Here is a 20955-nt window from a genome sequence, read left to right on the forward strand (position 1 = left end):
ATCTTTTAACGCTTTTTCGCTTCTTCCCAATAGTTTTCCATAAGGGCCGCGTTTTTCCGTTCCATCTCATGGCCCCCTTCCTTCATTTTTTTCTCGATATATTTAAAACGGCTTATAAATTTGAGGTTGGTCCGCTGCAAGGCCACCGATGGTTCCACCTGTAAGAAGCGGCAAAGATTTACCACGGAAAAGAGGAGATCCCCCAATTCCTCTTCCACTTCCACTTCCTCCGCCGGGGAGGTTTCCGCTTTTCCCTGTTCCGCGGTTTCGCGCCGGGTGACGGCCTCTTTCACCTCCCCCAGTTCTTCCCCGATCTTGTCCAGCACCCCCGCCAGGGCGGGCCAGTCAAACCCGGCTTTGGCGGCCTTTTTCTGAAGCTTGCAGGCCTGATCCAGTGGAGGCAGCCCCCGGGAAACCCCGTCCAGCAGGGAATCCTTGGGACTGCGGCCCTCCTGCTCCACCTTGATCCGGGCCCAGTTTTCCAGCACCTCGGCGCTGTCCTTTACCGTTACCTCCCCAAACACATGGGGATGCCGGCGGACGAGTTTCTCCGAAACCGCCCCCAGGACATCGGCCACCGAAAAAAGCCCCGCCTCTTCATGCATATAGGAAAGCATGGTCACCAGTAAAAAAAGATCCCCCAGCTCTTCCTTAATGTGGCCGGGCTCCTGGTTATCTATGGCTTCCACACATTCATAGGTTTCTTCGATTAAATCGCCCCGGAGACTGGCAGGGGTTTGTTCCCGGTCCCAGGGACATCCCCCCGGCCCCCGGAGCCGGCTCACGATATCATAGAGCCCGGTAAAGGCATTGGCGTGATCTTGCATAATTTATGGTTTATCATATACTATTTTAGTAATAATGGGTAGCCTTTCAGAGCAAAATGAATTTTCGGGAAAAAAAATCTTTTTTTTATACCCACAAAGCGTTATTCAGGATGCTGTGCTTGATACCCTCATTATGAGCGGTTTTGAAGTTTATACCCTGCATGATCACCAGCGGGCCCGGCTTCTTTTGTCCCACTTTGCCGGGTCGATCCTGTTTATCAACATCGATCAGGGGCTTTCGGAAAAGGACTGGGAGGCCTATATCCGGGATATTCAGAAAGATCCGGTAGCCAAAGAGAGCCGGCTGGGTATCCTGTCCTACAACACGGACCAAAAGTTAATGCAGAAATACCTCATGGACCTGGCCATACCCTGCGGGTATGTTCAGCTTAAATTGGGGCTCCAGGCCAGTACCGAAATCCTGCTGGCGGCGCTCCAGGCAAATGAGGCCAAGGGCCGCAGAAAATGTATCCGGGCCTTCTGTGAGGATGATGAATACGCCACCATGAACTACAAAGATCCGGACCAGATGTATTACGGCAAACTCCTGGATATCAGCTCCGCGGGAGTGGCCGTTAAATTCGAGCGCCCGCTCCCCATGCCCGCCAATTTCGTGATGCGGGGGATCCAGCTAAAACTCCGGTCCGCCCTGATCATGACCGATGGGGTCTTGATGGGGCTCCGGCGGGGCGATCCCCATATCAGGGTGATCCTCTTTAACCAACGGATGAGCCAGAAGGACAAATTAGCCATCCACCACTACATCAAACAGCGGATCCAATACCATATCGACCAATTAAAGATCTGAGGCCGTTTCAAATTTCCATGGCTATCTTTTTTTTATTCCATTCGGGCAGCAGCCCCTGGGGCCCAAAAGCCAGGGCCTGGATGAGGACCCCGGCGGCGGCTTCCAGGACCGGGTCCAGAACGGTCCGCTCTTGGGGAGAAAAATCCGACAACACCCACCCTGAAATATCGTCGTGGTTGGGCCGGCCGATGCCTATCCTGAGCCGCCAAAAATCAGCGGTACCGAACCGGGCCTTCATGGACCTGAGGCCGTTATGCCCCCCCAGGCCCCCGGAAAATTTAAGGGAAAGCTGACCCAGGGATAATTCCAATTCATCATGGACCACGAGGATATGTTCCGGTTCGATCTTAAAAAAAGCCGCCGCCGCAAGTACCGAATCCCCGGAGCGGTTCATATAGGTTTCGGGCAAAAGCAGATGTACCTTCTCCGCCGGGCCCCCGGGATTTTCCCCGGTTTCCTGCCCCGGCCCGGCATAGGTACGGAGCAGGTCCCCGGCTAGGGCGGCATAAAGGCCCCGGTATTTTTTTTTCCAGTCCAGGGAAGAGAAAAAAGGAAGGGCTTCCGCTAAAAGCCGCCCGGCATTATGCCGGTTGCCCCGGTATTCTTCCCCGGGGTTCCCTAAAAAAGCGGCCAGCGCTATCATCCTTCGGCTGATGGGAAGGCGGGGCCCCTGCCCCTTATCCCCGGATGCCTCATAGCTCTCCCCATAGTTCCCCCCGGTGAACAATAACCCGGGAGATAAGCCCGTACCGGACCGCTTCTTCGGCGTTCATCCAAAAATCCCGGTCGGTATCCTTTTCCACCTGTCCATAGTCGGTCCCGGTTTCCTCCGAGATAAGACGGTTGATCTTTTCCCGGAGTTTCGCCAGTTCCCGGGCGTGAATTTCGATGTCCGTGGCTACCCCCCGGATCCCCGACAGGGGCTGATGGATCAGGTAGTGGCTGTTGGGAAGCCCCACCCGCCGTTCCCGGGGGGCGGCTAATTGAATAATCGCCGCGGCGCTGGCCACCAGGCCCATGCCGATGGTCCAAACCGGGGCTTTGACAAAACGGATCATATCGAAAATAGCATACCCCGCATCGGCGTCCCCTCCGGGGGAATCGATAAAAATACGGATGGGCCCATCCCCCATATCCTCCAAAAGCAAAAGCTGCCGGATAGTCCGCTCGGCCAGGTCCTTTTTTATCTCCCCCGAAAGCAGGATGGTCCGGGTTTTAAGCATCTTATACACCAGGGGATCCGCCATCGGCTTATCCTCATTTTCATCTTCCTCATCTTCCAGCGTCCCGGTATGTTCATATTGGTTGATCAAAACCCTTTGATTTTTCTTAAAATTCCGGTCCATACACCGTCCCTCCGGCTTGGACGGGCCACCCGTCCGGTAATATACAGTTGCGCAGGTTCCAAAACCCTGATCCGCACAGATCCTCGAATTTGGAAGCCGCCCTTATACTATAGGTATTTATTCCCCAGTGGTCAATGACCGGTCTGCGGCAAAAAATTATGAAAAAATTCAAATTTCTATAGACAAAAATATAAACGTACAGTATATTGTACTCGGAGGTTAAGTCTATGGATGCAATCACTTATACAAATTTGAGGCAAAATCTCAAATCTTATATGGACAAGGTCTTTAATGATCACGATCCATTAATTATCACCCGAAAAAACAATGAAAATGTGGTGCTTATATCAATAGATGAATATAATAGTTTAATGGAAACAAACTATTTATTGTCCGGTAAAACAAATGCCGAACATCTTCAAAAGTCAATTAATCAGCACAAAACGGGTAGAATAAAAGAGAAAAAGTTATACGAAAATGAATAAATTATTCACCGATGAAGCATGGGATGATTATCAATATTGGGTAAACACCGATAAAAAGCAGCTTAAGCGGATAAATTCATTAATAAAAGACATAGAACGAAATCCCCGGGAAGGGATAGGGAAACCGGAACCGTTGAAAGCCAATTTAAATGGATATTGGTCAAGACGAATAGACTTGGAACATAGGGTTATATATGCAATTGAAGAAGAAAAGATAGTATACATTTCATTTCGGTTTCATTATGATGATAATTGATGTTGTGATTCGATAATTGCCTGCTTTGCCTTTTCAGATAGCAATAAATCGCCATTGAAAAACCAGATAAGGGTATGTGTATCCAAGAGTAAATTCATTATTGCATAAGGAAGGTTTATGAAAAGCATAAAAGCTATTGTTTTATTCGAACTTATCGCTCTGGCGGCAGTAATCACCTTGGCGGGCTGCGCCAGCACCGCCGGCGTTGCCACCAATGGCGGCGGCGGGCAGTTTACCGCCATTGCTATTCCCGATGCGCATGATGACACCCTTGCCGCGGCATTGGATTGGATCGGCGCCAACGCGAAGGAAGGCGGCGCGTATACCATCACGGTAAAGGCCGATGAAACGAGCGCTCCCCGGCAGCTTTCCTACGACGGCAAGCGGGTAAGCATAACCATACAAGGCGATGCGGCAGAGCGGAACGTCAGTTTAAACGGGAAGGGCGCGCTCTTTACCGTGGAAAACGGGGTAACGCTGACCCTGGACAACAACCTTACGTTGAAAGGGCGGGGAAACAGCGAGAGCGCCGCCAATGAACGCGCTCTTGTTGATGTACACTCCGGCGGCATTTTGCAGGTGAAGGCGGGCGCTGTTATTACGGAGAATTATAATGCCGATAATGGCGGCGGTGGGGTGCAGGTCAACGAAAACGGAATCTTCACCCTGACGGCCGGCGCGATAAGCGGCAACACCGCCAAGGGCGGCGGTGGAGTGCAGGTCTACGAAGGCGGAACCTTCACCATGCAGGGCGGCGAGATACGCGGCAACACCGCCACCGAATGGGGCGGCGGTGGGGTAAATGTCAACAAGGGAACCTTCACCATGGAGGACGGCGAGATAGGCGGTAACACAGCCATCGAAAACGGCGGCGGCGGGGTGCAGGTCAACGAAAATGCAGTCTTCACCCTGGCGGGCGGCGCGATAAGCGGCAACACAGCCAAGAGCGGTGGCGGGGTGCAGATCCACAAGGGAACCTTCACCATGGAAGACGGCGAGATAAGCGGCAACACAGCCAACGGCGGTGGCGGCGTGGAAGTCGGCGAAAACGCAGCCTTCACCATGGAGGGCGGCGAGATAAGCGGCAACACGGCCAAGGACGGCGGCGGCGTGGGAGTCGGCGAAAATGCAACCTTCACCATGAAGAACGGTACGATAAGCGGCAACACAGTCGCCAGGGCAGGCGGCGGGATGAATGTCTGGAGGGGAACCTTCATCATGGAGGGCGGCGAGGTCCGCGGTAACACCGTCGGGGGCGGCGGCGGGATAGGTGTCTCAGGAGGAACCTTCATCAAAAAGGGCGGGACCATTTACGGGGATACCGATACCACCGCCCTGAACGGCAAAGGGCACGCGGTTTGGCTAGAGGACGGTGGTAAAAAGCGTAATACCACCGCAGGCGCGGAGGTTAAGCTCTACGCCCAGTGGGAGAGCAGTGCCTGGGCCTGGACGTACAACGACCCCGCCGCAGGCGGCGTGGGGGATACCACGGCGAACTGGGAGAAGTAGGAATAGAAGGAAAGAAAAGACCGGGAGAACGCAACGGTGACTGACACCAGTTGGGCGCTTAGACCGTTCTCCACGCTTACTATCCAGGATTCCTGGAACAGCTCCCTCATGAACCCAGGTATATCCGGGGGACCCGTTTGTTGATATTGCAGGTAATTTCGTAGGGGATGGTACCCAGGACAGCGGCCATATCCGCGGCGGTCAAGGTTTCGGGACCAAAAACCGTTACTTCCTCCCAGCGGCGGATTTCCGGCTCCGGGCCCAAGTCCACCATACACTGATCCATGCAGATCCGCCCCACCAGGGGGCAGCGCCTTCCCCGGATGGTTACGGAGAAATTTCCCCCTAAACCCCGGGAAAGCCCATCGCCATAACCCACGGGGAGGATGGCGATCATCGTATCCTGGGGGGCGGTCCAGGTTCTTCCGTAGGAGACGGTCTCCCCCTTTTTCACCGGCTTTATGCAGCTCACCCGGGTACGGAGTTCCATCACCGGCGTTACCTCCGGCGTCCCCGGTCCGGGACTATACCCGTAGAGGAGTATCCCGGGTCTGACCATATCGAACCAGGAATCTTCATGAAAAACCACTCCCCCGGAATTGGCCCCGTGGACAATGCCCGGCTCGAACCCCGCCCGGCGGATCCCCTCCACCCCTTCCCGAAACCGGGCGATCTGTTCTTTGGTATAGGCCCTATCCGCCGGGGCGGAAGAGTCCGACACCGCCAGATGGGTCGCCGTGCCCCCCAGCCGCAGGTACTTTTCCCGGACAATACAACCGGCCAATTCCGGGGCCTCCCCGGGGGAACAACCCAGACGGCCCATGCCGGTATCTATCTTAAGGTGAACCTCCAGGGGCTTTCCCGCCTTTTGGGCGGCCCCGGCGGCTTCCCGGATAAAATCCCGGTCCGAAACCAGGGGAATAAGGCCCAGGGAGACCACTTCGGGGAGTTCCTCCGGCAAAGGAAGGGAGAGGAGGAGGATGGGGGCGCCGATCCCCGCGTTCCGAAGCTCCGCCCCTTCGCCCACCGTGGCTACGGCAAGGAAACCGGCCCCGGCTTCAAGGGCGGCCCCGGCGATTCTGACGGCCCCATGACCGTAGGCGTCGGCCTTGACCGGGACACAGATCCGCGGCTTGGGACCTATTCTTTCCCGTACCCCTTGCATATTCCGGCAAAACCGGTCTAAATGGATAATGGCTTTGGTTGCCCGCATGATAAAAACATACCGGATCTCCTTTTTTTTAACAATTAAGCCGGTCCCCAATTCGGTTATTTAGTGAGAATTTTTCGAAATTTCAGGGCTGAAACAGCCAATCATAAAAAAAAACAAAAATTTTAAAAAAAATTCTGGAAAACATGGTTTTTTGGCCCTTGATGTGATATAATAGTATAGTAGAATAGGTGAATGGTCGAATGAAAAAACTTCTCCCCTTGTGGGGAATCTTATTTTCTTTAATTCTCACGGCTTGCGGGGACCTGGGTTGGGATATGGTGATATCCTCCTCCGGAACCTACCAGGTGAGCGCCTTCGTAGATGAAGTCTCCCTGGACACCTGTTCTATCGTTGGTAAGGATAATGATATTTACCCCTATTTCAAGAATTCCCTGGTAAACGATCCCGATGTCCAGGGTCTGGTGGTTTTTTTACAGAATCCCCAGGGGGAAAAGGTAAGCGGGGAATTCCACTACAGCCTTTTTGCCGAGTCCAGGAAGGAATCTGGGTCCGAAGGGGAGCCTATAGGGGACGGGGAGCCAGTCTCCAACGAAACCTCGGGTGAAGCCCTGTCCGGGGATGTTCAGGAGAAAAAAAATCAGGTGGAATTTATCCAGGTGTCCCGGCTGGATCAGCAGATGCCCGCTTTTATCATTCCCGAGGACCTGCCCCTGGGGTATTATACCCTCGTTTTTCAAGTGCTGGGCCAAAAAGACGTCCTGTCCCGGACCGATAAATCCATTTATTATATTGCCGACGCCGAATTTGAACTTACGGACCTGCAAAGCTATCTTCCCGGCGCTTTAGCCGGGGCGCACCTGGCCTCTCCGGGGGAAAATGTCCTTCTGGAAGCCCTTATCAACGCGGATGAACGGCTGGATCCCTATGTGGTTTGGTACAGCGGCAAACAAAGCATCGCCGAAGGTTATGTCACCGAAGGGGCCGGCCGTTTTATGTGGCAGGTTCCGGAGCAGCCCCTGTTCCACAACATCCGGGTGGAAGTGTTCCCCATGATGCCCGAGAGCAGGCTCCGGGGGATAGTCGGCAAAACCAAGGAACTCTTACTTCCGGTCTCCACAAAAAATGAGCGGAAGAGAAATTTCGCCGAGGAAGCAGACCCCTTTACCCATTGGTATGATTTTGCGGGGACCCTTCATAATGTGAAAAACCCCGGAAAATCAGGGGAACTTACCCCCCTGGGAACCACCGCCCCTGCCTGGATGCCCCATGGGGGTATGTATGGATTATCCATCGGCCCCGGGGATCAGTACGCCCTTCCCGTTGCTTTTACCGCCCTGAATCCAAGTGAACAAGGCCAGGGCCGGATAAAACTGCATTTTGCGCCCCTGGGAACCGGTACCCTGTTAGATCTGTTTCTCAACCTGAAGGATGCTTCCAATCCCTTACAGATAAACGTATCCCTTGCCGAAGCCGGTTTAGTCCTGAGCCTGACCCTGGGGAATGAACGGTATGAAACAACCCTGGCCCTGACGGAAGGGGAGGCGTATGTTTCCCTCTTCTTTGATTATCAGATCAGCAATAACCAGGTCAGGGCTGCTTTGTCTTTGAACAATACCGAGGTTTTCCTGGAGCCGGATATTTCGGCGCTGTCGCCTTTTATTACCGGAACCGGAACTCTGCGGCTTGGAAGCGTTTCAGCAACCCCGGAAGCTGTCCTTCCCGGCGATACGGAAAACGAAACCGCCGAGGAAACGAAACCGGAAAAAGAAATAACCATGGTTATTGTGGAATTGCGATCCGTGTATGACATAAACAATGCCCCCTGGGAATCGGAAGAAGGGGAAGAAAAAACAATTGCCACAGCGGTTTCGCCGAAAACATCGGCCCGTGCCCAGGACAGTGCCCCCCAATCGGAAAGTTAATTGCAGCCCCGCCCCTTCCCTATTACCAGGTTTGTTCCGCCTCTTCAACGGCCTTGATAATTTCTTCCGCCGGCAAACGCTTTTTAAGGATGTCGTAGAACTTTTCCTGACGGCAGAGAAAGTTGATCTCCGAAAGGGTATGGAGGTGAAGCTTTGTTGAAGCGGACACAATGAGCATCACCGTATGAACCGCTTCCCCGTCCAGGGCTTGCCAGTCCACTTCCCGGTCCAAAAAGGCGATAATCACCTGTTGTTCCTGGGGGTCGGTAATGAGGGGCGTCCGGGGATGAGGCAGGGCAATGCCCCTGCCAATGGCGGTGGACATCAGCGCTTCCCGTTCAAGGACCTCCTTCAGCAGTTGATCCCGGCTTATGACAGAAGGAAGGGTTGGTATGCTGGCGATCAGGGTGGTGAGCACCTCTTCGGGGGTATTCCCCTGGATAGGGGAGTATACCCCTCCCCGTTGAATCAACTCGGCAAATCCATGATTCATCTTTTTAAACCTCGCTATTTTTTATTTGAACTATCCCGGCGGCTAAATTACGGTTACTTAATTCCAGATCAAAGGCCTGGGGATCAAAATTTTGCCCTAATTCGTCCAGGGCGGACCGGTGTTCCGGCCCGTTTCCCTGCTCCAAGGCGGATAAAAGTTTCCTGAACCGGGCGGGACCGGCGACATTTTCCGGAGGCGCGGCGCCGGCGCCGGCGGAACAGCGGACCGGACTTTCCGCTTTCCCCTCAATACGGGAGAGGATCATGATTTTTACGTTCCACCGGGTTCCGTATTCATAGATCAATTCCGATACCCCCTGGGCGGCAAGATCGGCGATGCTGGATTCCAGGTTTGGCTCCGGGGTCTCCCCGGAAAGCCGATGGTGGAAATTCCCCCCGGTGATAAACCGGAAGGCCATGCCCCCGCTCCACCCAAAAAGGGTTTGGATAACCAGGTGCAAGTCCTTAAGCCGGAATGCCTCGGGAACGATGATCCGGCGCCATACCTCGGTCCCCCCGATGCTTATCTGGATCGTCCGGGCCTCAAGCATCCGCAAGCCCTTTCTGGGCCCTTTCACCATGGAAATATTGTTCCGCCTGAAGCTGTCCAGGGCATCCTCTATCAGTTCCTTTATATCTTCATAGGTTTCGATCATACTGTCCAGGGAATTATCCATGGCTTCCAGCTCCGTTGCGGTGAGGGCCCACTCGGGGTCCGGCTCAGGCTCCAGGTCCAGGTCCTCAAGGACACTGGCGGCATGGCCCTGGATCTGGGAGAGGATCACAAAGGTATGCCGGGGCAGCCAGGACACATCAATATCGCTTTTGTATATCCGGGCGGCCAGATCTATCACCGCGGTGTGCAGTTCCCCTACCCGCTGCCGTAGGGGTCCCGTGGTCTGATCGGCAAAGGGGGAATACATCTTCTGAAAGTCTTCCAGGGCATCGGTGATATATTCGCCGAGGTAATCCTGGCTTTGTTTATCCAGGTTTACCGACGGGGGGATGATCCGGTTAAAGATATGCGGGACCTGGATATCATTACGGTACAGGGAATCCCATACATAGGCCTGGATCACATATTCGGATATGGGGACCTTGTTTTTATAGAGGATCTCCTCCAGCACGGTCTTGTCCGGCAGGGACTGGATCCCCTCCAGGTCCTTCCGATCCGGAATCTCCTTTCCCGCGTACCAAAACCGGGTTTCTATGCCGTAGGCCACGGTTTCGATCCGATCGGTTTTATCGTAAAGAAAGGTCTCCAGGGAATAGGCGGGCACTTCCCGCATCCGCTTCCCGCCGAACCAATAGGCATAGGCTATCTGCTCCTCCGTGGAGGTACCGGGCCCCAGAAACTCAAAGGAATCCTCAAAGCCCCCCTCGGCGGCCTCAAACCAGTCGTAGAGTTCCGCCTGGGACCATGCATCCTTAGCGACCCGTTCCAGCTCAAAGGAACCATTTTTCCAATCCAGGGTCTGGGCCACAAAACAATCCCCGGGCACAAACGCCGCCTCCCGGTATATGTTCCGCATATCCAGGGTTTGGATGGAGACTTCCACCGGATCCTCGTAGGGGTCATAGTTAAAGGCGGATTCGTTTTCAGGATTATCCCGGGCCACGTATTGGGGGGCATATTCTTCCCCGTAAATACTGTAATAGGGATAAAATTCATCCGGCGGTCCCTCGGTGGTGGTCATGGGAATCGGCTGGCCCTTCCAAGTGAAGGTATATTTTTGGGGCAAAAGGTCCGGATTGGCAAAGGGTACGCACCGGTGTCCGGGGATGAGGATCCCGTTGAGCAGTTCCAGCCTGGTAGGGCTTATGACAAAGCGCACCGGCTCAAAACAACCCCGCCGAGAAACCCAGCGGTTGGTGCCCAGGTGGAAGGCGATATTCCGGGATTCAATAAACGAGGAGATTTCCATGGAAAGCCGCCCGCTCCGTTTGGGATCGATCATGCGGACAAAGGCCACCACATCGCTTAAGCTGAAGGGCTCGGTGATATTGTCGAGAAATTCTTTAAGGGCGCCTTCCTGGTTTACCGTCATAGTTACTTTAAATATGCCTCAAAGGAGCCTAGATGACAAGCCGGTGTGTCAACTGTATCATTTTGGACCCGGCAAAATGCGTTTTTGACACATGCGTGTCATTTTGATACTATTTCATTTGAAATATATCCGGCAGTATTTTTTTGAACGTTTAAAAATTCACCCCTTTTATTAGGGTATGATCTAATTCTTTATATAGCAAGGAATTACGTTAATTAAATTTTTTTGAATTTTTTCGAGAATTTTGGCCTACTTGGCACGGTTTTTGCTATATATAGGTATAGGGGAGTAAAAACCCGGAAACTGCGGGTAATTACCCCAAAAAAATCTAGTTGTAAGAGGAGATAAAAACATGAAAGCAGTAACCTTGTATCGCCCACTCACCATTGAGAAGGCCCTAAATGATTTTGACCGGTATATGGAGTCCTTCTTTGGGGAGTCGCCCTTGACCCCTTCGGATCGGCTTTTTAACTATTCCCCGGCGGTGGATGTTCGGGAAGTCGACGGAAGCTATATTCTGGAGGCGGAACTTCCCGGTTACGATGAAAAGGATCTGGAAATCCACCTGGACAATCGCACCCTGATCATCAAATCGAAAAAGGAAGAAAAGTCCGAAAAAAAAGAAGTCCAGCAGGATGAGGGCCGGTACTATATCCGGGAACGCCGGAAAACCTCCTTCAGCCGCTCCTTTAAATTGCCGGAGGATGCGGATCAGGAGAACATCACCGCGAATTTCAAAAACGGTCTGCTCTGCCTGGAAATCAAAAAGCGGGCGGAAACCCAGAAGCGGCTTATCACCATTGGGAAGTAAGCCTCCGCAGCCATAGCGGTTGTTTCAAAGCTGAAACAGCCGCTGTTTTAAAAGCAACAGGGTTTTGAAAACGGCTCAAGCCCCGGTAATTCACCGGGGTTTTTTATTATCTTGACGCATATATATACAGAAATTCGCATAAAAATACATTTTTAGGGCCTCCGCTTATTGACAGAGAAAAAAGTATCACGGTATACTAACGGTTATTCGGGGTGTACCGGTAAACCCCATATTTTTTGAGGAGGAATACTACTATGAAAGGTAATAAATTTGTTGGACTGATTTTGGCGGGCCTTGTCCTGGCCGGCGGCGTTTTTGCCGGTGGTTCCCGGCAGTCATCCGGGGGCTTAACCATCAAGCCCGGGGTACTCTCCATCGGCATGGAAATCGGGTATCCCCCCATGGAGTATCAGGATGAAAACGGCAATGTGGTTGGGTTCGATGTCCAGATGGCCCGGGCCATTGCGGCCAAACTGGGGCTGGAGGTCGAGTTTATAGATACCGCCTGGGACGGTATTTTTGCCGGGGTTGATACGGGCAAATACGACTGTATCATGTCGGCGGTAACCATCACCGAGGAGCGGCTGGCAAAGAACAACTTCACCAAACCCTATATCGGTAATGCCCAGGCCCTGGTACTGCTCAAGGGCTCCTCGATTAAAGCCCGGAGGCCCGAAGATCTTAACGGCCTGGGGGTCGCCTATCAGGCGGAAACCACCTCGGACATCTACATGGCCCAATTACAACAGAGCCAGGGGCTGCAATTCACCCCCTATGAATACGACAAGGTGATTAACTGCTTCGATGAGCTCAAACTCGGCCGGGTGGATGCCATTGTCTGTGACAGCCTGGTGGCCTTTGACTATATCGCGCCGGCGGATTCCCCCTTCGAGATCGTGTGGCAGGGGCAGGCGGATGAGAAATTCGGTATCTGTCTCAAGAAGGGGAACGATGCCCTTACCGCGGCCATTGATAAGGCTCTGGATGAACTCTTTGCCGATGGGACCATGTTGAAAATTTCTCAGGAGATCTTTAAGATGGACATGGTATCTGCCGCCCGTAAATAATGAATAGCCTGGAGAGAATTTTATCCTGGATACCGAAGCTTCTCTCCGGGTCCAGGATTACCATTGGTCTTACTATCCTCTCGGTCTCTGCGGGGCTGGTGCTTAGTCTCTTCCTTGCCCTGGGGAAGATGTCTAAGCTCAAAATCCTCAACCGGTTTTGCAGCGCCTATATCTTTTTTTTCCGGGGCACCCCCCTTTTGATGCAGCTCTACTTTATCTACTACGCCCTTCCCATGGTTTCGCCTTTCTTTATCATCAGGACGGGGAATCAGTTTTTTGACCGGTTTATCCCGGCCTTTATCGCCTTCGGCCTCAACTCCGCCGCCTACTGTGCGGAGATTATCCGGGCGGCAATTCAGAGTATCAACAAGGGGCAATTCGAGGCCTCCCGGGCCTTGGGGCTTTCCTACGCCCAGACCATGCGGCTGGTGGTGATCCCCCAGTCCATACGGCGGCTCATTCCGCCGGTGGGTAACGAATTCATCATGGTTTTGAAGGATGCTTCTCTGGTTTCCATGATCGCCCTGGCGGATATCACCAAGGAAACCAGAAACATCGAGTCTTCCACCCGTTCGGCAATGGTGTATATTCCGGCTATGATTTTGTACCTGATTATTACCGCCGTTTTCACCTTTGTTTTTCATAAACTGGAAAAAAAGTATTCGGTGTATATTTAGGGCCGTTAAAATGTGGATTTTAGCGGCGTCCTATAATCTGTGCTATCGGAGCAGCGCCCCATGTCAATGATAAAGACCGTGGATATAAGCAAGACCTTCCACACCGCCGGCAGGCCCTCCCTGGAGGTGTTAAAAGATGTTTCCCTCACGGTGGAGCAAAAGGAGGTGGTGTGCATTATCGGCCCTTCGGGGGCGGGAAAGTCGACTTATTTGCGGACCCTCAACCGGCTGGAGAAAATAGACCGGGGCAAAATCTATATCGATGACAAGCTGCTTTTTGACTATGTGGACGGGGCGAATCTGGTAAAGATGCCCCACCATGAACTGAACCAATCCCTTCTGGAAGTGGGGATGGTGTTTCAGAGCTTCAACCTTTTTCCCCACAAAACAGTGATCGAAAACCTTATCCTTGCCCCGGTCCATGTACGGAGAGTACCGGTGGAGGAGGCCCGGGAAAAGGCCAAGGTCCTGATGGACCGGGTGGGGCTCTCGGACAAGATCGATGCCTACCCTTCCCAGTTATCCGGGGGGCAGCAGCAACGGGTGGCTATTGCCCGGGCCCTGGCCATGGAGCCGAAGATCATGCTTTTCGACGAGCCCACCTCAGCCCTGGACCCGGAGCTGGTGGGGGAGGTTCTGGCGGTCATGAAAACCCTGGCCCAGGGGGGGATGACCATGCTGGTGGTAACCCACGAGATGGGTTTTGCCCGGGAAGCAGCCGACAAGGTGGTTTTTATGTTTGAAGGCTCCATCCTGGAGGTGGGACAGCCCTCGACCATGTTCAACAACCCCCAAAACGACCGGACCCGCCAATTCCTGCAGAGCGTGCTCTAACGATGTGTCCCTGATACTTTGATGTTACAAGCTCGGTACACTCCATTTTCCAAAAATTTACACGGATTTCCCCTAACCAATACTTACCGAGCCTATCCCGGATCTTTCGATAAACAAGCTGTTTTTCGTCTACTTGCTTAACAAACACCCACGAGGAACAGTCCCTGGGAACGTAATTGTCTTTTGGCAGACGGACTACCCATTCTCGCCAATACAGACCATTACCTAACCATTGCAAGGATACCTCCTCAGTATAAAAATAAAGGCTGTCTAACAGACAGCCTAATTACCAATAATATGTGCGCTTACATAAAGTCAGCCGCGTTAATTGCCGGTTTTGGAGCAGACGCCCGACCGCGTTTCTTTTTAGCCTCTTCCTCATAATCTGGACCATCTGGAGTAAGTGCCATATTTGCAAACTTTGAAACTTTCCCAGCATACTTTTCTAAGCCACGAGGAGCAAAATTAATATCTTCATCTTTAATAAATTCATCGATCTTATTAAAGACAGGAGGTCCAGTTACCGAAGAATCCCCAGGCAAGGTCAAGTCTTCAGCTTCAGGACCCTCATTGCCCAGTAAATTTAAATCTTCTTTCCCCAGACGACCAATACCCGTAGACAGCCAATCTTCATCTTCAGCACCCTTAACACCAGCTAAGGTATCCTCAAGAACACCCTCAGCATTGGGCTCACGTTCACGCTCCTTAAAGAAATGAACAATCCACTCCGGTTTAACCGGATACTGCTGGCCCTTCTGAAGCGGTTGACCCTCATCGCCCATTTTAACGTACCATAACGGAATATAGGCCCTGGCCGGAGTCCGTTGATCGGTCTCCGGATCTACCGCAATACCCGATACTTTGACTGTTCCTTCTTCACGATTAATATCAATAAAATGGGCTTTGCTAAACGTAAAGGGAACGCCCGTAGCCGGGTCAAAATTCCTATCCCCCTGGTAATGCTGTGTATGCTTGGGATCCCAACGGACATCCGCATTCCGATACCCATCGTTAGGATCGATGGGTACGCCATTCATTTTTTTCCGAATTTCAGTTATAGGTGGATTAATAATATCACTATCTAACTGACCATCAAGCCAAGATTCATTACCATTCTCCCTTAATTGACATATTGTCTCCTGCAAACGTTTTTTATAGTCAATTTCATGGTCTATAATATCCCCATCCCAATCCGATTCACCACCACCTGTGTATTGTGGGCATGGTATACGAGGTTGTTCCTTATGATAAAAATGAAAACCTCTGTTCTTTGTGTTCCTTAAGAATGAAATGCCATGGCAATAAGCGCAAAAATATATTTCATGATAACTTGCATTAGCCGGACATATTTCTTCATTTGCAGCATTTACAAAGATTCTAGTATCTGTATCACAGACATATATTTTTGAAGAATTATCAGATACTTCGAGAGTGGCAGATACATCTTCGCCATATTTTAATCCAACTATAATACAAGCATCCTTAATAAAAGATATTTTATTATTTGTACTATAATTTGTTGCTATCCAATAGCCAGATTTCATTTGTACAGAGAATTCAGTCAAATGAGGACTTGCGATATAAAGATTATCTCTGTTTTTCGAAATAAGATGCCTTTTTTCTGTTTTATTATTACAATTACTTTTTTCAAATCTGGTAAGAAATGTTTCATCATATTCGGCAAATTTTTCAAAAATATCAATAAATGCATCCGTTGCATTGTCACATTTATAAAAATTACCTTGAAAACGATATCCAATTGGCTTCATTTATTGCACTATATTATTCTTAAAATATTTTGTCAATATTATTTTATACGATATTTTACAAAAATTTTAGCCCCTATGTCGCATAACGAGCCGTCACGGCATTTCGCCCCGCTCACGTCTCTGGAATTCCCCGCCCAATAAATTCACGCGAAATATTGAGCGTATTAACCCAAGAAAATCAGCATGGCGTAGGCCCAAAAGAAGCCACGGTTACCAGAAAAGGCATCAGGCCGGTCGGAACAGACCGCTTACCGTAAAATGTATCTATAACCAAAAACAAGCGGGCTGCGAAGGCGGACTCTACAGGTTAGTGAGCGGGGCGAAATGCCGTGCCCCCTCGGTCATCGATATGGGGCTAAAGGGAGCGCAAAAAGTGACTGACACCATCTACGGAGCCCACCTCAGCCCTGGACCCGGAGCTGGTGGGGGAGGTTCTGGCGGTCATGAAAACCCTGGCCCAGGGGGGGATGACCATGCTGGTGGTAACCCACGAGATGGGTTTTGCCCGGGAGGCAGCCGACAAGGTGGTTTTTATGTTTGAAGGCTCCATCCTGGAGGTGGGGCAGCCCTCGACCATGTTCAACAACCCCCAAAACGACCGGACCCGCCAATTCTTGCAGAGCGTACTCTAACGATGGCTGGCCCTGTTTGTTTTATGCAACATTTTTACTTGCTCTTATTTGTTCATATAAATAATCAGGCGCAAAATCCACATCATTATCCCAACACAACGTATTTAAATTTACTTTAACCGTTTTAAATAAATCCATATTTAATAATTCCCTTACTATTTCCCTATGATCTTCTTCCAGTATTTTTTTAAAATCCATGATCCCTTTTATTCCATCGTTAAATTCAACAAGGATTTTATATTCCCCTTTTAATTCTGCGTTAATTACCCTGATCATTTCCATCCTCTCCTTAAACTAATGGTTGAATTTTATTATATTTTCCCGTCGTTTGTATTAAATCCCAATCTTCTACCAATTCATCTTTATGTAATTCTGCCCATTCTATGGCAAGCCCCAAAATACGAGCAGGTAACTTACCTTCCAAAATTGATAAATTTCTTATATCTATTTCCGCATCGTATTCATTATATATAACATGAAAATGCGGTGGATTATGGTCGTTGAAATACATAGCCATGATAATTCCCAAAAAACGGCTTAATTCCGGCATGATTTTATAATAATCTATAGCTAAATCATTTTCAAGAAGTTTTTTACGTATGTTTTTTGGTACAATTGCATACTGAGACGTTTCACGTGAAACCCCCGTTGAAGGGGAAGCTACAGACCGCAATAAGCCTCCGCGGAGCAAGCTCCGCGGTATCTTAAGCGCTGCCTGATTCGGAACGGAGGCTCGTTCGATAGGAAATTTATAGTACCGTCTGGTTTAATACCAATTTTTTGTATGCGTTGCGTTGTTTGAGCCGGAGCAAGCTCCGGGGTATGAAACCAGACTTTCGAATCACGCTGCATCCTTGCGGCATGAAAAAAAAATTGTCTCTTGATAAATGATAGTGTATACGCTATCATATAGTTATGGAAAAGGAGATTTTGGCGAATCCAAAAAATGTGAAATTTGTGGATTTGTTACAAATTTGTACAAAACATTTTGGGAAGCCACGAATTTAAAGAAACTAGACGAGATGAAAATATGAAACCGGAAAAAGCCAAAACAAAGGAGAAGAAACATGGGAAAAAATAACTTAATTGAGAAATACACTTATAGGGTCGAATGGTCTGAAGAAGACAAAGTACATATTGCCCGATGTCTGGAATTTCCCTCATTAATGGCTCATGGTAATACGGCAAGTAACGCATTGTTGGAAATAGAAAAAGTAGTTGCAGAAAGCATAAAATGGATGGAAGAAGAAAAGGAACCAATTCCCGAACCATTTGGGCTAAAGAAATTCAAGGGAAATTTAACCTTAAGAGTTCCATCAGAAGTACATAAAAAACTGGTGATCAAATCAGCCGAAGAAGGAATTTCATTGAATCAATATATTCTATCAAAAATATCATAAAGGGACTAAATGTGTGTTCAACGCCATCGAACAAGCCCAAATCACCCATATCACCCTCCCTCCACCAGCACATTTCCCCCATCACAAGCCGATACCTTAGCCCCCTCGCCTGATAATGCCGAGGGGCACGGCATTTCGCCCCCTAACGTTTCACGTGAAACACCCGGTTTACAAACAACCCCTGCAACGCCGTCGAACAGGCCTAAATCACCCGTATCACACCCCCTCCATCACAAGCCGGTACTTTAGCCCCTCGCCTGACAAGGCCGAGGGGCCGTTAGGCCCCGAAGCGTAAACAGTCCTGTTATGCGAAGTTGCCGTTGCTATTCACTGCCAATATATTTCAATTCTTCCGGTATTATTCTTCGGAATTTTTTATCTATTGTCCATATTTTTGAATTGCTTTTTATCCCATGCATCAATATTATTGCATCTATTAATCCGACACCTTGATCTGACAATTTATTTTTATTTGCATAATTTCCTGCTTCTATTATTATTTCATCATACTTTTTCTTTGGCAAATATTTCCAATAGTTCAATATCATTTCTTCTTCATATTTGTTTTTAACTCCTTGTAATAATTCCCCAAATATACATTCAACCGCCATGACTTCATTTCTTTCTAATAATGGAGATATTATAAAATAATATTCGTGATTATTCCTTAAATATTCTATCCAAACAATTGTATCAAGTATTATCATTTTTGTCTGTTAATTTCACGAAGTTTTTCCCCATCATTTATAAAAACAGGTTTTTGGGCTATTTGTTTATTGAGTTTTTTAATATTATACAGATCTATCCAGTCTTGTAGAGCAATTGTTATTGCTTCAGTAACGGTAGAACTTTGGGTATATGCCTTTACGTCATTGACCAAATCATCAGCGATTATTGCAGTTATTTTCATACGATATAATATATGATATACTATCATATTTGTCAACATTTTTTATCATTGCATTTTTATGTGTGATTTTATATACAATTTTGTTATAACCAGTTAGGCCATTTCGCATCACTAGCCGTTTCACGTGAAACACCCCGGTTTACAAACAACCCCCCGCAACGCCGTCGAACAAGCCCAGCGCACCTGTATCACCCTTCCTCCACCAGCATATCCCCCCCATCACGAGCCGATGCCTTAGCCCCCTCACCTGACAAGGCCGAGGGAACACAACATTTCGCCCCACGTCTGTTGCTAAGGCGGACTCTACAGGTTAGTGAGCGGGGCGAAATGCCACTCCAGACGTTTCACGTGAAACACCCGGTTTACAAACAACCCCTGCAACACCATCGAACAAGTCCAAATCACCCATATCACACCCTCTCCACCAGCACATTCCCCCCATCACAAGCCGGTACCTTAGCCCCCCTCGCCTGACAAGGCCGAGGGAACACAACATTTCGCCCCACGTCTGTTGCTAAGGCGGACTCTACAGGTTAGTGAGCGGGGCGAAATGCCACCCCCTAACGTTTCACGTGAAACACCCGGTTTATAAACAACCCCCGCAACGCCGTCGAACAAGCCCAGCGCACCTGTATCACCCTCCCTCCACCAGCACATTCCCCCAGCACAAGCCGGTACTTTAGCCCCTCGCCTGATAAGGCTGAGGGGGCACGGCATTTCGCCCCGCTCACGTCTCTGGAATTCTCCGCCGCAGCAGACCGCTTAGCGTAAAATATAACCATAACCAAAAACAAGCGGGCTGCGGAGGCGGACTCTACAGGTTAGTGAGCGGGGCGAAATGCCGTGCCCCCTCGGTCATCGATATGGGGCTAAAGTACCGGTCACGACTAAAGTACCGGTGTACACACATCGACCCATCCCTCACTTTGGGAATATTCGTGGAGTTCATCCATGGTAAGCTCAATGGCCGAATTGCCGCTTCCGCAGGCGGGGAACACCGTGTCAAAACGCTGCAGGGAAATATCCAAAAAAACATCCACCCCTTGGGGAAGCCCAAAGGGACACACCCCGCCCACCGCATGGCTGGTTGCGTTCAGGGTTTCTTCGGGGGAAAGCATCTTGGCCTTCATGCCAAAATGATCCTTGTATTTACGGTTGTCCAGCTTCATATCCCCGGCAATTACCACCACAATCGCTTTATCCCCCAATTTAAGGGAAATGCTTTTCGCTATCCTGGCAGGGGCAACCGCCAGAGCGGCGGCGGCGGCGGCCACGGTTGCGGTGGACACCTCCATTTCAATAATGTCCTTATCCCGGTTCCAGCGTTTTAAATACTCTTTTACCTGCTCTATTGCCATTTTCTACCGTCCTGCTCATTTCTATACGAACTAATTCCCAAAGGAAATTTAAGAAATTCACCACGAAGGCGCATAAAAACAATACGGGAAGAAATACGTTATTTTTTTCTTGCCCCTCTTCTACTCGCTGAAGATCAAAATCGCCTGTTGACCGTCGGGGGTGGCGCTATGGAGTTCCAGCCTGCCCAGCCGCAAAGCCCAGCCTTGTACCCGATCAAGGTAGCCGAAATATTCATTTTCGTTAAGGATATCCAGCTCGTTAGAACTGGCCATAAGCGTAGAGGCAATTCCCTTAAAACTAATGGCTTGCCCTTCCCGGACATAGGGGCCAAAGTAACGATTCGGCAAGGCCACGCCGTTGATCCGATCTTCTTCAAACCGCAGGGTAAAGGCATCCCCCACACCTGCGACGTCCATTACTTCCCGGTCCAGGTTGATGCTATCGGTTTCGGTACGGATCCTGATCAAACGCCAGTCCTTCCCCAGGATGTCGGAGAATCCCGGGGCTTCCCGGGCGGAGGGACCGCCGGAGCAGGCAGCAGCCATAAAAATAGCGCTTAACAAAACGGTAAAATAGCATATCCGGAACACAGCCGGAACCATAGGGAGTTTAGCTTTCTTTTTCATACC

General features: G+C 50.1%; 23 protein-coding genes and 1 pseudogene. 11 read left to right on the forward strand and 13 right to left on the reverse strand.

Annotation, left to right across the window (positions count from 1 at the left end):
* Positions 1-5: 5 nt before the first annotated feature.
* Positions 6-827, reverse strand: a complete 822-nt coding sequence (gene mazG / locus LQZ21_RS07605; RefSeq protein WP_411043685.1) for a nucleoside triphosphate pyrophosphohydrolase — start codon at positions 825-827, stop codon at positions 6-8.
* Between the two features lie 133 nt (positions 828-960).
* Between mazG and LQZ21_RS07610 the strand changes: the two genes are divergently transcribed.
* Positions 961-1635: a PilZ domain-containing protein gene (locus tag LQZ21_RS07610; protein WP_411043686.1), complete on the forward strand. Its 675-nt coding sequence runs from the start codon at positions 961-963 to the stop codon at positions 1633-1635.
* A gap of 7 nt (positions 1636-1642) precedes the next feature.
* On the opposite strand, the gene pth is transcribed toward LQZ21_RS07610, so the two are convergent.
* Together pth and LQZ21_RS07620 are read right to left on the reverse strand one after the other, a co-directional pair.
* The gene (gene pth / locus LQZ21_RS07615) at positions 1643-2278 is read right to left on the reverse strand and encodes an aminoacyl-tRNA hydrolase (protein WP_411043687.1); all 636 of its coding nucleotides are present in this window, start codon (positions 2276-2278) and stop codon (positions 1643-1645) included.
* A 49-nt stretch (positions 2279-2327) separates the two neighbouring features.
* Complete coding sequence (locus tag LQZ21_RS07620) at positions 2328-2981, reverse strand: ATP-dependent Clp protease proteolytic subunit (protein ID WP_411043688.1); 654 nt, start codon at positions 2979-2981, stop codon at positions 2328-2330.
* 227 nt (positions 2982-3208) lie between these two features.
* On the opposite strand from LQZ21_RS07620, the gene LQZ21_RS07625 reads away from it, so the two are divergent.
* The 3 genes from LQZ21_RS07625 to LQZ21_RS07635 all read left to right on the forward strand — a co-directional run bounded on the left by LQZ21_RS07625 (position 3209) and on the right by LQZ21_RS07635 (position 5231).
* Complete coding sequence (locus LQZ21_RS07625; RefSeq protein ID WP_411043689.1) at positions 3209-3466, forward strand: type II toxin-antitoxin system Phd/YefM family antitoxin; 258 nt, start codon at positions 3209-3211, stop codon at positions 3464-3466.
* Complete coding sequence (locus tag LQZ21_RS07630; RefSeq protein ID WP_411043690.1) at positions 3459-3722, forward strand: Txe/YoeB family addiction module toxin; 264 nt, start codon at positions 3459-3461, stop codon at positions 3720-3722. Before LQZ21_RS07625 ends, LQZ21_RS07630 begins: the two co-directional genes overlap by 8 nt.
* Before the next feature lie 117 nt (positions 3723-3839).
* Positions 3840-5231 carry an autotransporter outer membrane beta-barrel domain-containing protein gene (locus tag LQZ21_RS07635; RefSeq protein ID WP_411043691.1) on the forward strand — a complete coding sequence of 464 codons (1392 nt, stop codon included), beginning with the start codon at positions 3840-3842 and terminating at the stop codon, positions 5229-5231.
* 106 nt (positions 5232-5337) lie between these two features.
* Here LQZ21_RS07635 and alr read toward each other — a convergent pair whose 3' ends face one another.
* Entirely contained in the window at positions 5338-6444 is a 1107-nt protein-coding gene (alr, locus tag LQZ21_RS07640) for an alanine racemase (protein ID WP_411043692.1), read from the reverse strand.
* A gap of 275 nt (positions 6445-6719) precedes the next feature.
* Here alr and LQZ21_RS07645 point away from each other — a divergent pair, with 275 nt between their 5' ends.
* Positions 6720-8327 carry a hypothetical protein gene (locus LQZ21_RS07645; RefSeq protein WP_411043693.1) on the forward strand — a complete coding sequence of 536 codons (1608 nt, stop codon included), beginning with the start codon at positions 6720-6722 and terminating at the stop codon, positions 8325-8327.
* A 22-nt stretch (positions 8328-8349) separates the two neighbouring features.
* Here LQZ21_RS07645 and LQZ21_RS07650 read toward each other — a convergent pair whose 3' ends face one another.
* Together LQZ21_RS07650 and LQZ21_RS07655 are read right to left on the reverse strand one after the other, a co-directional pair.
* Entirely contained in the window at positions 8350-8820 is a 471-nt protein-coding gene (locus tag LQZ21_RS07650) for a PTS sugar transporter subunit IIA (RefSeq protein ID WP_411043694.1), read from the reverse strand.
* A 4-nt stretch (positions 8821-8824) separates the two neighbouring features.
* Positions 8825-10867 (reverse strand): plasmid pRiA4b ORF-3 family protein, encoded by a 2043-nt coding sequence (locus LQZ21_RS07655; protein ID WP_411043695.1) that lies wholly within the window; start codon positions 10865-10867, stop codon positions 8825-8827.
* A gap of 352 nt (positions 10868-11219) precedes the next feature.
* On the opposite strand from LQZ21_RS07655, the gene LQZ21_RS07660 reads away from it, so the two are divergent.
* The 4 genes from LQZ21_RS07660 (at position 11220) to LQZ21_RS07675 (ending at position 14256) form a co-directional block, all read left to right on the forward strand.
* Positions 11220-11678, forward strand: a complete 459-nt coding sequence (locus LQZ21_RS07660) for an Hsp20/alpha crystallin family protein (protein WP_411043696.1) — start codon at positions 11220-11222, stop codon at positions 11676-11678.
* 254 nt (positions 11679-11932) lie between these two features.
* Positions 11933-12745: an ABC transporter substrate-binding protein gene (locus LQZ21_RS07665; protein WP_411043697.1), complete on the forward strand. Its 813-nt coding sequence runs from the start codon at positions 11933-11935 to the stop codon at positions 12743-12745.
* Positions 12745-13422 (forward strand): amino acid ABC transporter permease, encoded by a 678-nt coding sequence (locus LQZ21_RS07670; protein ID WP_411043698.1) that lies wholly within the window; start codon positions 12745-12747, stop codon positions 13420-13422. The genes LQZ21_RS07665 and LQZ21_RS07670 overlap by 1 nt, the downstream gene beginning before the upstream one ends.
* A 60-nt stretch (positions 13423-13482) precedes the next feature.
* Positions 13483-14256: an amino acid ABC transporter ATP-binding protein gene (locus LQZ21_RS07675; RefSeq protein ID WP_486401690.1), complete on the forward strand. Its 774-nt coding sequence runs from the start codon at positions 13483-13485 to the stop codon at positions 14254-14256.
* A gap of 305 nt (positions 14257-14561) precedes the next feature.
* Here LQZ21_RS07675 and LQZ21_RS07680 read toward each other — a convergent pair whose 3' ends face one another.
* Complete coding sequence (locus LQZ21_RS07680) at positions 14562-16025, reverse strand: competence protein CoiA family protein (RefSeq protein ID WP_411043699.1); 1464 nt, start codon at positions 16023-16025, stop codon at positions 14562-14564.
* Between the two features lie 392 nt (positions 16026-16417).
* On the opposite strand from LQZ21_RS07680, the pseudogene LQZ21_RS07685 reads away from it, so the two are divergent.
* Positions 16418-16657 (forward strand): annotated as a pseudogene (locus tag LQZ21_RS07685) (polar amino acid ABC transporter ATP-binding protein); the annotation flags it as partial.
* 21 nt (positions 16658-16678) lie between these two features.
* Here LQZ21_RS07685 and LQZ21_RS07690 read toward each other — a convergent pair.
* On the reverse strand, positions 16679-16939 hold the full coding sequence (locus LQZ21_RS07690) for a DUF2442 domain-containing protein (protein WP_411043700.1): 261 nt from the start codon (positions 16937-16939) through the stop codon (positions 16679-16681).
* Between the two features lie 7 nt (positions 16940-16946).
* On the reverse strand, positions 16947-17330 hold the full coding sequence (locus LQZ21_RS07695; RefSeq protein WP_411043701.1) for a DUF4160 domain-containing protein: 384 nt from the start codon (positions 17328-17330) through the stop codon (positions 16947-16949).
* 394 nt (positions 17331-17724) lie between these two features.
* On the opposite strand from LQZ21_RS07695, the gene LQZ21_RS07700 reads away from it, so the two are divergent.
* Complete coding sequence (locus LQZ21_RS07700; RefSeq protein ID WP_411043702.1) at positions 17725-18057, forward strand: type II toxin-antitoxin system HicB family antitoxin; 333 nt, start codon at positions 17725-17727, stop codon at positions 18055-18057.
* A 323-nt stretch (positions 18058-18380) separates the two neighbouring features.
* Here the strand turns inward: LQZ21_RS07700 and LQZ21_RS07705 are convergent, their stop codons facing one another.
* The 4 genes from LQZ21_RS07705 to LQZ21_RS07720 form a co-directional block, all read right to left on the reverse strand.
* The gene (locus tag LQZ21_RS07705) at positions 18381-18764 is read right to left on the reverse strand and encodes a PIN domain-containing protein (RefSeq protein WP_411043703.1); all 384 of its coding nucleotides are present in this window, start codon (positions 18762-18764) and stop codon (positions 18381-18383) included.
* On the reverse strand, positions 18761-18967 hold the full coding sequence (locus LQZ21_RS07710; protein WP_411043704.1) for a hypothetical protein: 207 nt from the start codon (positions 18965-18967) through the stop codon (positions 18761-18763). The genes LQZ21_RS07705 and LQZ21_RS07710 overlap by 4 nt, the downstream gene beginning before the upstream one ends.
* 887 nt (positions 18968-19854) lie before the next feature.
* Positions 19855-20325 (reverse strand): YbaK/EbsC family protein, encoded by a 471-nt coding sequence (locus LQZ21_RS07715; protein ID WP_411043705.1) that lies wholly within the window; start codon positions 20323-20325, stop codon positions 19855-19857.
* Positions 20326-20445: 120 nt separating this feature from the next.
* Positions 20446-20952 carry an META domain-containing protein gene (locus tag LQZ21_RS07720; protein ID WP_411043706.1) on the reverse strand — a complete coding sequence of 169 codons (507 nt, stop codon included), beginning with the start codon at positions 20950-20952 and terminating at the stop codon, positions 20446-20448.
* Positions 20953-20955 lie beyond the last annotated feature (3 nt).

It is taken from the genome of Treponema sp. TIM-1, assembly GCF_046533115.1.
Classification (GTDB): domain Bacteria; phylum Spirochaetota; class Spirochaetia; order Treponematales; family Breznakiellaceae; genus JAIRMO01.